This window comes from Streptococcus mitis (assembly GCF_003942995.1).
Lineage (GTDB): Bacteria > Bacillota > Bacilli > Lactobacillales > Streptococcaceae > Streptococcus > Streptococcus mitis_CV.
The window spans coordinates 1-11,518 of sequence record NZ_RJOH01000006.1; the positions used below are offsets into that span (position 1 = coordinate 1).

The 11,518-nt window shown below is 40.8% G+C and carries 7 protein-coding genes; all 7 read right to left on the minus strand.

The genetic code is table 11. From position 1 onward, the window contains the following. Positions 1-364: 364 nt before the first annotated feature. Complete coding sequence (locus tag D8836_RS04970) at positions 365-4,243, minus strand: SIALI-17 repeat-containing surface protein (RefSeq protein WP_125393337.1); 3,879 nt, start codon at positions 4,241-4,243, stop codon at positions 365-367. Between the two features lie 309 nt (positions 4,244-4,552). Next, the gene (locus D8836_RS04975; RefSeq protein WP_125393338.1) at positions 4,553-5,533 is read right to left on the minus strand and encodes an acetylxylan esterase; all 981 of its coding nucleotides are present in this window, start codon (positions 5,531-5,533) and stop codon (positions 4,553-4,555) included. 321 nt (positions 5,534-5,854) lie between these two features. Then, positions 5,855-7,870: an ATP-dependent DNA helicase RecG gene (recG, locus tag D8836_RS04985; protein WP_125393339.1), complete on the minus strand. Its 2,016-nt coding sequence runs from the start codon at positions 7,868-7,870 to the stop codon at positions 5,855-5,857. 18 nt (positions 7,871-7,888) lie between these two features. After that, on the minus strand, positions 7,889-8,992 hold the full coding sequence (alr, locus tag D8836_RS04990; protein ID WP_125393340.1) for an alanine racemase: 1,104 nt from the start codon (positions 8,990-8,992) through the stop codon (positions 7,889-7,891). Then, on the minus strand, positions 8,982-9,344 hold the full coding sequence (gene acpS / locus D8836_RS04995; protein WP_000635006.1) for a holo-ACP synthase: 363 nt from the start codon (positions 9,342-9,344) through the stop codon (positions 8,982-8,984). Before acpS ends, alr begins: the two co-directional genes overlap by 11 nt. 44 nt (positions 9,345-9,388) lie before the next feature. Beyond that, positions 9,389-10,420, minus strand: a complete 1,032-nt coding sequence (locus D8836_RS05000) for a 3-deoxy-7-phosphoheptulonate synthase (RefSeq protein WP_000864041.1) — start codon at positions 10,418-10,420, stop codon at positions 9,389-9,391. Between the two features lies 1 nt (position 10,421). Continuing rightward, entirely contained in the window at positions 10,422-11,453 is a 1,032-nt protein-coding gene (locus D8836_RS05005; protein ID WP_049500894.1) for a 3-deoxy-7-phosphoheptulonate synthase, read from the minus strand. Positions 11,454-11,518: the final 65 nt, after the last annotated feature.

The window sequence follows — 11,518 nt, forward strand, 5'->3', positions numbered from 1 at the left end:
TAACGTGTCTTATAACGTGTCTTACTTATGCCTCATTTTCCTTGTTTTATGAACCCATTATATACCTTTTTTGAAGCGCTTTCAATATTTGTTGTACGATAGAATATACTTTTATAAATATTTTATATAACACATTATCAAGAAATTACTTTCTATACCAAATATATTAATGTTTTTTATATTTAAATGATATGATTATAAACAACCCTTATAAAATAAGAAGAAATCCCTAATTGTCTCAAAATGTATTGAATATAATTGTAATTTTATCAATTAATTCAAAACCCGTCTAGAATTCCCATCTTTTTACTGAACTCTAGACTGGTTTATTTTCTTTTTAAAAGTAATATCTATTATTTTATAACTAACCTTCACTATCCTTTCGTCTATAGAAAATCATGGCTCCTAAAATAACACCCACAAAACCTAGCAAAACTGTTGATATCGACTTATCCTCACCTGTATTTGGTAACTTGGACTGCTCATTATTACTTACTTTATTTTCCAGTTGACTAGATTGCGAGTGTCCATTTATTGATAACAACTTAGGAGATGCTGAATTAACCTCACCATTTTTATCTTCCCTATGATTATCAAGTACCACATTATCCAAAGAAAGTTGGAAAGTCATAGCATATATACTAAAATGATTTGTCTCAAAAGTGACCTCCCCATCTTTTTGTAGGAATTCAAGTGTGTGTAAGTTTCCTTTAGAGTCAACATAATAAACATTCTCCACAGACTGCTCCGCTGCAAAAGTAACAATTACTGTTCCTTTAGGCTGAACAGCTTTACCACTTGCATCATTCAATTGGATATCATATGCTTTATAGTTTAATGAACTTAAAGAACTGACTTTAACTTCTTGAATTTTAACATCTTTAACATTTTTCAACACTTCTTCTGAAGCGTGAATTTGAACACTTCCTGTTGCATTTTTTAAAGTATGTTTTAATTTGGAAGATTCTGAAATGATAGAACTAGTAGTAACATTGTTATTTTCTAATGGTTTATTATTGTTTTCTGTGATATAACTTACGTTTCCTTCTTCTATAATTGCTCCTGAATTTTCTTCTTTTTCTAATGGCTCTATAGTTCCAGTATATGCTGGTTTGTCAACAGTTGGAGCTAGCTCATATCCTGATGTACCTATTGGCTCTTTATACTCTGGAGCCTCTGTTACCTCCGGAGAATCAATGTTTACTCCTCCTTCATATTCTAGAACTGATACCGTTGGAGCGTCTTCTGAGCCTACTGTTGATAGAGGACCGGTATACTCTAGAACCTCCGTTACAACAGAAGAAGCAGAATTTACTCCTCCTCGATAATCTTCTTTCTCCGAAACAAGGGCAAGTTCAGAGTTTACTCCCCCTTCATATTCTGGAACGGATATTGTTGGAACTCCTTCTACACCTGATGTTCCCAAAACACCTGTATATTCTTCAGTATAATGCTCGACACTCTCCGCAGCATTCATCCCACCAGGAATTCCTGCTCCAGCAAGGTTGACTGTCAAATTGTGCATACTTTCAATACTGCCATCAACTATACCAGTAATTTCTTGTCCAATATCTTTCTTATCTACAGCAAATAAAAGAGTTTTGCTATCATACTGAGTCATGAAGACAGCTGTTCTTCCATTCGCCAATCGCAAAATAGGTGCTCGATTTACCAGGACTTCTGAATCAAATTCTAGACCAAAAACACCTTTCCCCATCTCATAAGCTTGGCTAACTTTTGCTTCTGTCGGAGAAATCAAATCCTTACTCACAAAATCCCAATTAAATTTTTTATAGGATAAAGTATAATAGTTCTGTCCATTTTCACGATGTTCATACAATAGGCCGTATTCACCACCGCCTAACTCTTGTAATGAATTATAAGCAAATTCTCCATTCTGAATTGGATTGTGTTTTAGCCAAGTTAGCTCACCATTTTCCTCAACACGAGCCAAGTGAACTAAACCATTTTTACGTTCACGGCCTGGCCCAGCAGCATTGCTAAGAAGAATGTACTCTTTACCATCATGCATCGTATGAATAGCTGACATTTGAACATAGGCATCTTTTACTTCTGGATAACGTTTGATTGTTTTCTCCCAAGTGACCCCACCATCTTTACTGGTAGCAACTTGAAGATCTCCAGTCAATCCACGCATAAAGAGTTTTACATCCCCATTGTTTAATTGCAGAACCGTTGATTCTGTATTTTGAGCACTACTTTTATTCATATTTGATGAATGGATAACGCTATTTCCAACAGGTCGATTATCATTTGGTGACTCTCCAGCATGCCAAGTTTGTCCATGGTCATCTGAATAAATCAAACGTGAAGACTGTGATCCGCCTAAATGCGAAATATTGTTCGTTGTATAGGCTGGCACTAAAATACGTCCTTTATGAGCGCCAGTGCGTAATACAATTCCTGTTCCAGGACCTGTTCCAAGGAATTTCATCCAGTCTTGCCGAATACCTGGTGTGATATCTTTTGGAGCAGACCATGTTTTTCCATCATCATCGCTATATGACATCCACAAATAGCTCGTATTCGCTACTCTGAATGGATTTTTATCGCTTTGTTTAAAATAGATATTTCCAATTAATTCTTGATTTTTGTAAAGATCTCCCTTATCTCTAAATCCAGCCTCTGTAGGATTAACCACGACTCGATATTCTGTTTTTTTATTTTGTGAATTGAAAATCTCACCATTATCTCTTAGTGTATATCGTTCCGTCTCCCCTTGTTTGTAAAGAACCTGATAAGTTTTATCTCCTATTTCTTCATAAGCTTTTTCGGGTTGATTTGGCATTCCAAAAACAGCTCGCCCTTCTGGAAACATATCATAAATTGAAAAAATCCGTTTTGTCGTTGGATCTTGAACTAAAACCATATCAATATTAAGGGGTGATGTAGCAGTCTTATCAGTAGCTTCTGGATTATCGCGAAGATTAGAAATAGTTAGTTTATCTCCCCAAGTCTTTCCATTATCTTGACTACGACGAATTACCATACCAATATCACCATAGTCAAAATGGTGTAAACGTCGTTCGTCACCCCCAGCGATCAAGGTTCCCTTATCCGTTTTTAATAAAGCTGGAATTCGGTAACTATTAATTCCTTCACCATTTGGCTGGTTATTTCTCCCACTCTCAAAAATATCTTTCTTTTCAGTAACTTCAGCGCCTTCAGGCAATTTTTTCTCTAAATCATTTCTTTCAAATAAATGGCTACGTTTTTTTACTTCCTCGATGGTTAGAGCACGATTATATACAGTTAGATTACGGATTTGAAGATTCGACCCCCACATTGTTTGGTTTGCTCTTCTAGTAGCTCCAATCTGTACTTTATTGACATCTGGCATATCTTTAATAAAGCGACCTGATTTCGTGTTCGTTCTAGATAAAACTCCATTTACATATAAACGAACCTGCCCATTTGGCTGATCTGCTTTTGGTCTCTCTACCGTAAAAGTAACTGAATTCCATTGTCCGGGTTTTATTTTAAGAGGTGCATCTGAATAACTGCCATAAAAGTGACTTCCATCAGCACCACGTGCTTCCACCATTGCAGTCCCCTTGTTCACAGACATACTAAAATATTCATCTTTCTTCTTATCACTTGATACAGAGAAAAGATTATAAAATTGAGGTGCATTGGCATCTGGTTTAAACTCCATATGAATGGTAGCATTTTGAAGTTGTTTCAACTGATCCAATTCTTCTGCTAGATCAACTCTCTGCCCATTCCCAGTATTGGTAGCCAGATCCTCTCTTTCAAAAACAGTTTTTACATTTGTCAACTCTCTGGCAAAAAAATCACGTGGAGGAACGACTGCATCATCTGCACCTTCAATTTTTGCTGGATGATGCTCTATACTTTCTTCACTTCCTGTATTGGACTCTACAGGAAGATGTTCAGAGTTTCCTTCTGGTTTCGAGGTTTCTTCCTTCAAATTATGCTTATTAACATCAACTCCTTGATTAGTCGCTAAAGCTAATTTATCAGCTAAATCTTTATCTAGGTGATTTAAGTCACCAGAAACTACCTCAGTTACAGGTTCTGATACAGGTGCTCCACTTTCTAAAGAAGTTTCTACCTTACTTACATCAATATTAGTTGTAGTTTCTTGTGCTAAAGCCGGAGTAATACCAAATAAAACTGATCCAATAGCTACCGAAGCAACACCAATGGTAAATTTTCTAATACCATATCGGTTTTTACGATTAAGAGAACTTTGATTCATATAATTCCTCCCACACTTTGGGTAAGCGCTTTCTTTTTTGGTTAAAATTTTTTAATTAGTTGAAAAATTAAAATAAGGAAGTAATATAATTAATGCAATTTATTATTCTCAATTAATACATAACTCCCTAAATAATTATTTTACTTCTTAAAATCTAGACTTTTCTTTATTATATAATAAAATAATACATTTCTCTCTATATTGATCTATAATAGATTCTATTTTTAGAAATATTTTGCTTTTCTGGCTTTTTTGAAAGTACTTTCAATTCCCATACACAAAAAGAGAGCTACTAGGCTCTCTCATTCATTATTTTACATACTTAAAAGGAATCTCACTGCCACAAAGCCAGTTATAGACTTGGTCATTGACAAATACATTCATGGCTTCGTGAGCGTACTCAGGCATGATGCGATAGGCCTTGTCGCAGGTCAGGCGGTTGTATATCGCAAACTGGGTAATAGGATAGCAAACATCGTCATCTAAGCCCGTAATCATCTTAACCTCACCCTTGATACGATGAGCGAGATTTTTCACATCAATATAGGCAAGAGTCGCCATGATTTCCTCCTCAGTTTCATGAAAAGGATCGTGGAACTTGAAATAACGGAAAAGTTCGTCATAGGCCTCACTGGTATTCCCAATCTCAAGAACTCGTCTGAAGTCTGACAAGAAGGGATAAATGGCAACTGTTTTCTGAATTCGAGGATTGAGCGCTGCTGCAACCAAAGCTAAAGCACCACCTTGAGAAGCACCATAGCTAGAAAGGCGCTTCTCATCTACCTCAGGCAGATTAGCAATAATTTCAACCAACTGGTAAATATCCAGATAAACATCCTTATAAAAAAGCTGATCCCGACCTTCCACAGCACCACGGATAATGTGACCCTTGACCGTATTTCCTAGAGGAGAACGTAAGCCGTCTTGTGAATAGCCCGACTGCCCTCGCACATCCATGGAAACAACACCGTAACCAGCCACGGTGAAGGCCAGCATATCTGTCCAATCCCAACCACGACCCATATAGCCATGGAAATGGAAGATTATCGGCACTTTCTCCTCACTCTTTGGAAGAACGACGCGTGCATAGACCTTCCCTTCTTTGCTTCCTTCAAATGTTAATTCATAGCACTTGACTTGAGGAATGTGGAAATCTCTTTCTTCCAACTGGTAGACTGGAAGAGTTGAAACTTTTTTCACTTCTCCATCCCAGAAAGCATCAAAGTCTTCTGGAACCTCATCCCGTCCTCTATAAGTCTTGATTTCTTCTAGCAAAGCTGGATTTTTCATAATATACTCCTTCTTTTTTGTAATCGCTACCACCACTGTAGCATATCTAGAAAAGCAATGCAAGAAAGAAGAGTAAATAGAAAGAGATTTTAGATTCTCCTCCCTCAAACCTATCGACTGAAAGTAGTTTTAGAAACAAAAAAAGAGCATTTTCGCTCTTTCTTCCTTATATTTATATTATTTTGTTGCTTCTTTCTTCTGGAAAGTGGTTTGGTAATTTACTTTAATCGTTACTGTCATGTGAGAGTCCTCGTTTCTTTTTGATGACTCTAGTATAAGGACCAAACCTGAAAGCTAGCTTAAGATTTCCTTAGAGAAAGCTTAATCTAGATGTTCTTTCTTCTCCAAATGAAGGGCAATCATGCGCCATTCTGGATCCTCTCGCCAGCCTTCTATCGAACTAATGTAGCTAGCAACCTTTCTGGCTTCTTCTAAAATCGGAAAATCTTCGATAATATCAGCTACTTGGAACTCTGGAAGACCTGACTGTCTGGTTCCAAAAATCTCACCCGAACCACGCATTTTCAAATCTTCCTCAGCAAGAACAAATCCATTGGTCGTTTCTGTCATGATGCGCATGCGGTCTTTCCCAGAATCAGTCTTGGGATTGGCAACGAGAACTGCATAAGACTGCTTATCTCCCCGACCGACACGACCTCTGAGCTGGTGAAGCTGGCTGAGCCCGAATCGGTCGGCATCCATGATAATCATAACGGTCGCATTGGGAACATTGACCCCAACCTCAATAACCGTTGTAGATACTAGAATATCCGTTTTTCGCTCTTTGAAATCCTGCATAATATGGTCTTTTTCATCACTCTTCATCTTACCATGTAAAAGAGCCACTTCTGCCTTGCCTGCAAAATGAGCTGTCAACTCCTCTGATAAGACAATGGCATTTTTCAAATCCAGAGCTTCAGATTCCTCAATCAAGGGAGAGATGACATAGGCTTGAGAACCTTTTTGGATTTCTCCCTCTAACCAAGTCAAGACCTGAGGTAATTGCTCATGTTTGATCCAGCGTGTCACAATAGGCTTCCGTCCTGCTGGCATCTGGTCAATAATGGAAACATCCATATCTCCAAATGCTGTGATAGCCAGCGTCCGTGGAATGGGAGTCGCTGTCATCATGAGTACATCTGGATTATCGCCTTTTTCCCGTAAAATACGCCTTTGCCCCACACCAAAACGGTGCTGCTCATCTATGATAATCAAGCCCAGTCGAGCATAATCCACCCCATCCTGTATCAGAGCATGAGTTCCGATAATCAAATCAGCCTCACCCTTGGCAATAGTCTCCAAAACTTCCCTCTTTTCTGCAGCTTTCAAGGAACCTGTCAAAAGAGCCAGTTTCAAATCCGGAAAAAGACTCTGTAGACTCTCAAAGTGTTGCTCTGCTAGGATTTCTGTTGGCACCATGAGGGCAGCCTGATAACCAGCTGTCACCGCCGCAAACATAGCCAAGCCAGCGACTACCGTTTTTCCACTCCCCACATCCCCTTGCAAAAGACGATTCATGTGGTGGTCCGACTTCATGTCGGTCAAAATTTCCTGCAAACTCTTTTCCTGAGCTGGGGTCAGGGCAAAAGGCAAGCTTTCTTTGACAGCTGTCACTTTTTCCTGAGACCAGTCCAGGACCAGACCGCTTCCCTGAACTCTATTTTCAGACTTGAGCGTCTGCAATTGCATTTGGAAATAAAAGAGTTCCTCAAACTTGATACGGCGAAGGGCCTGCTTGTATTCCGCCAAATCCTTGGGGAAATGCATGGCACGAACGGCCTGACAACTGGACATGAGTTTGTATTTGTCCAGCAAAGACTGGGGAAGATTTTCCTCTATCAAGAGGTCCAGTCCCTGATCAAAAGCCGTCTTAATAACCTTGACCAGACTGGCCTGACTGATTCCTTGAGCTAGACGATAGACAGGCTGTAGATCATCCTCTACCTGAGCCAGGACCTTCATCCCTGTCAGGCTAGCCTTGGCGCGGTCCCATTTTCCAAAGACAGCAAGGGTTGCTCCCAACTCTATCTTATCTGCTAGATAGGGCTGGTTAAAGAAGTTCACCGCAAAAACGACTTCTCCCTGCTTGAGGCTAAAACGCAGGCGATTGCGCTTGAAACCATAATACTGGACACTGGCAGGAGTCACGACTTGACCAGATAGGACTGCCTTTTCACCGTCTTCCAGTTCTAGGACTTGCTTGGTCTTAAAATCTTCGTAACGGAAAGGAAAGTAGAGCAAGAGGTCTTGCAAGTTTTCAATTCCTAGTTTGGCGTATTTTTCTGCTGACTTTGGTCCCACACCAGGTAAGACATGCAAGGGTTGATGTAGATTCATGCTCCACTCCTTTCTTTTCTAATAATATTCTCTCGGAATGCGGTCGCTGAGGAGACAAACCACTTCATAGTTAATGGTTCCACGGTAGGTCGCTACCTGAGTAGCTGTGATTTCCTTGTCTCCGTTGGAGCCAATTAAGGTTACTTTTGTTCCCAACGGATAAAGCTTAGGCAGACGAATGGTGATTTGGTCCATAGAAACTCGCCCAACGATTGGGCAAGCTTGGCCATCTACCAAGACAGCGAAATTTTGCATATCTCGTGTCCAACCATCCGCATAGCCGATTGGCACGGTCGCGATGACTTGCTCGCTATCCGCTTGATAAGTTGCTCCATAGCCCATGCAAGCCCCAGATGGAACTGTCTTGACATGAACCAGGGCAGATTCCAAGGTCAAGGCCGGTATCAAATCATAAGGCAAGTTCAAAACCTCTCCACTTGGGTTAAGACCATACATAGCGTCTCCCATACGGATCGCATTAAAAATAGTCTCTGCATGCCAAAGAGTCGTTGCCGAATTACTGGCATGAACCAGCTCTGGAAGACCTTTCATACTTTCCAAAATAGTTTTAAACCGTTCTAACTGTTCATTAAAGTAGGTATCTGATTCCTCATCTGCAGTCGCAAAGTGGGTAAAAATCCCTTCAACACGAGCACCATGTTGTTGGAGCAAGTCTTGAGCCTGCTCAGCCTCACGAGCCTCTCGAAAACCAATCCGTCCCATGCCTGAGTCAATCTTGAGGTGGACTGTCAAACCTGATAGGTCTTCTTCCTGATCTAAGAGCGCTTGAATCCACTCCAGTCCAGCCACTGTCAAGGTAATGTCGTATTCTTTAGCAAGAGAAACAGCTTCGATTTCAGAAATTCCTAAAATGAGAATTTTCTTCCTGAGTCCAGCCTGTCTAAGTTCAATAGCCTCATCAATATTGGAAACGCAAAAACCATCTACATCATCTTGAATAGCCGTCGCAACAGCAACAGCCCCATGACCATAGGCATTAGCCTTGACTACTGCAAATTTGAGCGTTCCTTCAGGGATATGAGCCCCCATTTGCTGAATATTTTGTCGAATAGCTCCCAGATGAATCAGAGCCTTGGTTGGTCTATGTGGACTAGCTTTCATGATTTTCCTCCAAAATGACACTGGCTGTCACAAACTGATCTGTATGGCTGATAGACAGCCAAATCTTTCCTGAAAATGGTGACTGACTAAAATAAGGCGCCCCGCGTTCATTATTCAAGACTTCTAAATCTTGAAAACCGAGCTTGCCAATACCAGTTCCCATAGCCTTGGAAAAGGCCTCCTTAGCCGACCAGCGACCAGCCAAATATTCAATCTGCCTGCGCCCTTTGAGACTGGTGAAGCGCTCCATTTCCTTAGCGGTCAGCACGCGCTTAGCAAAGCCTTCATGTCGTGTAACTGCGCTTTCTATCGAAGCCAATTCTTCGATGTCAATTCCGTGTCCAACTATCATTCTCATCAAAAGGAGTTGAGATCCCCCAACTCCATCCTTTTCACTTATTTTGTCAAGGTAGCATAAATCTCTTCTACCAAGGCCTCTGTATTTTCCCAACCTAGACAAGGATCGGTAATGGAGCAACCAAAGACCTCTGGTTGGTTTTGACGACCATCTGCTAGGTAAGATTCAATCATAAAGCCTCGAACCGTCTTTTTAATCTTCTCATTCCAATCACGATTTTGCAAGGTCTGGCGGACAATTCGAATCTGTTCCATATATTGCTTTCCTGAGTTATCATGGTTGGTATCAATGAGGATAAAGGGATTTTCAAGTCCCATGGCTTCATAGCGTTCAATGGCATTTAGCAAGGTTTCATAGTAAAAGTTAGGCTCATTTTTCCCATATTCATTAACTGCTCCACGAAGGATGACGTGGGCCAAGGGATTTCCTGAAGTTTCAACTTCTTGACCATGAAAGAGGAAGGTCTGTTTGTTCTGAGCAGCATAGATACCGTTAAACATAACCCCAAGATTTCCTGAGGTTGGATTTTTCATCCCGACCGGTGCATCAATCCCTGAGGCCACAAAGCGGTGCTCTTGGTCTTCCACAGAACGAGCCCCAACAGCATGGTAGCTGACCAAATCATCTACCAAGACCAGATTTGACGGATAAAGCATCTCATCTGCCGTCGTCAAACCTGTCTCTGTAATGACGCGGTAGTGCAACTGGCGCACAGCCTGCAAGCCGTTAATCAGGCTTGGAGCCTTAGAAGTATCTGGTTGGTGAACCAAACCTTTATAGCCGTCTCCGTTGGTACGAGGTTTAGCTGTATAAACACGCATAACCATGAAAATCTTGTCCGCCACCTTCTTTTGCAAGGCGGATAAACGACGGGCATATTCCAAGACAGCCTCTTCATTATCAGAAGAGCAAGGACCAATCACCAAAAGGATACGGTCATCTTCTCCTGAAATAATGTCTGCCAATTCTCTATCACGACGCTCCTTCAGTCGCAAGGCTTCCGCAGACAATTGGGTTTCTGCCTTGATTGCTTCAATATCGATTTCTTGACCTTTTTCAATAAATGCCATCTTATTCTCCTAGCGTTTGGTAGATTTCTCTGACAAGGGCTTCTGTATTTTCCCAGCCCAGGCAAGGGTCCGTGATAGACTTGCCAAATACTTCTGGTTCGTTTTGACGGCCGTCTTCTAGATAAGACTCAATCATAAAGCCACGAACGTACTGCTTGATTTTTTCATTCCAATCACGGTTAATCAAGGTCTGGCGAACAATTCGAATCTGATCCATATATTGCTTACCAGAGTTGTCATGATTGGTATCGACGATGATAAAAGGATTTTCCAAGCCCATTTTCTCATATTGAGCAATGGTATCCATCAAATTATCATAGTAGTAGTTAGGAATATTCTTACCATACTCATTGATTGCTCCACGAAGAATAGCGTGCGAAAGCGGGTTCCCAGTTGTTTCCACTTCTTTTCCTAGGAAAAGGAAGCTTTGTTTGTTTTGAGCAGCATAAATCCCATTAAACATAACATTGAGATTTCCAGATGTTGGATTTTTAAACCCAGTCGCGAAATCTGCTCCACTTGCCACAAAGCGATGTTGCTGGTCTTCAACCGAACGAGCACCAACTGCCATGTAAGAAATCAAATCATCCACAAGCGGAAGATTTTCAGGATAAAGCATTTCATCAGCAGTCGTCATACCTGTTTCTGTGATAACACGATAATGAAGATGTCGAACGGCTTTGATTCCGTTGATGAGGCTAGGGGCTTCTGTCGCATTAGGCTGGTGAATCAAGCCCTTATAGCCATCTCCGTTGGTACGGGGTTTGGCAGTGTAAACACGCATAACCATAAAGATACGGTCTGCCACTTCTTCTTGCAAAGCTGCCAAACGCTTAGCGTATTCAAGAACAGCTTCTTCATTGTCAGATGAGCATGGCCCGATTACCAAGAGAATCCGCTGGTCTTCTCCACGTATAATGGCTTCTAGCTCTTGATCGCGCTGTGATTTTCTCTCCAAAGCTTGACCTTCTAATTTTGATAAGGCACGAACTTCTTCAATATTAATTTTAGGACTTTTTGCTGTAAATACCATAACTCATCTCCTTATAAATCAAACGGATACCAAGTAAAAATTTACTTTTCACAAGGTATCCGCCT